We start from the raw sequence: 1,218 nt of genomic DNA on the forward strand, positions 1-1,218 counted from the left end.
CCTGGAAACCAATTCATAAAATGCAATATTAGTATAATAATTTATAAAGGGATCTTCCTCTTTAAGCTGGTAGTAGAGGTGAATATGAAATGGAAATTTTAACTGGGCTTTGAGTTTTGGATTTATATTTTCATGATCAAAATGCCCGGTATTAGAAATGATCTGCTCGACTTCGCGTTCCGTTAACGGAGGCACATTGGACACATCATTAACATCAAAATAATTTCCCTGAAACCAGTTTGCTCTCAGGTAAGCGGAATGCCGCATTCTTTCATAAAAACGAATCCATGAAGTGGAACGCATACTGAGTACCACTTTAACCAGGTTCGTACTGTCTAATGCACAGATAAAATTCAAAATGCTATCGAACAACTGATTTTTGATGTCTTTTTTCAGGGCGAGATCTGCAAAACCGTCTATAATCAGGATAAATTTACCTCCACGGGCCTGATGTTGTTCATGCAGATAACTAAGCAGATCCTTTTTTGCCGATATTCCAAGTTCTGCCCGGATTTGCGCCTCAAGGTCATAATAATCGCCATCTTTCTTAAAAAAGCTATAGGCTTTCACGAAAAGAACATTTGAATCTTTATAAGGTGCATTTTCTTTATAAAAGTAATCTTCTACCAGGTGGCTTAGCAAAGTCGTCTTCCCGTAACCCGGCTGAGAGATAAAGCACATGAAACTGAAGTTGCTATTGTAAAATTCCTCGAAGTCATGTTCAGCAAACTTTCGGCTAATGGTCATTTCATAAGGCAGGCCTGACCTGTTCCTAATACCTTTCAAGGTGAAATCAGTCGTTTTGCCAGCATAATGCCTCAAACTTTCCCAGTCATCTTTATCCTTGTCCTGGGTATTTTTCTCCCGGGGGATCAGCCTGATCAATTTCTCATTATCCACATATTCAAATAATGTGGTTAAGGTAAACTGAGAAAAATTATGCTTGACTACAGCGAAACCAAAAAGCCTTTTTATGGTCGTTTCGCTAACGCTTTTGTTCAGAGCTTTACTGATTTCTATTGATATTCTTTTGCAGTCTCCAGGGGTAACAGAGCGGATTCCAGCCTTTGATAATATCAAAGATTTTAATTCATTTAGTACAGATGTTTCATCCATAATAACGTAATAGGGGCGTTAATAATAAGATTTAACTAATATATATGAAAGAAATTAAATATTGGTTTTATAAAAAAAATGAAAAAAAATGCAGAACAATAG

At 36.6% G+C, this 1,218-nt stretch carries 1 protein-coding gene; it reads right to left on the minus strand.

Annotated features, from left to right (window positions below; all coding sequences use genetic code 11):
- Positions 1 to 1,116: ATP-binding protein (locus DBR11_RS04305; protein ID WP_146186457.1), on the minus strand; the 1,116-nt coding region annotated here is incomplete at its 3' end.
- Between the last annotated feature and the right edge of the window lie 102 nt (positions 1,117 to 1,218).

This window comes from Pedobacter sp. HMWF019, assembly GCF_003061025.1.
In the GTDB taxonomy this organism is placed as follows: Bacteria; Bacteroidota; Bacteroidia; order Sphingobacteriales; family Sphingobacteriaceae; genus Pedobacter.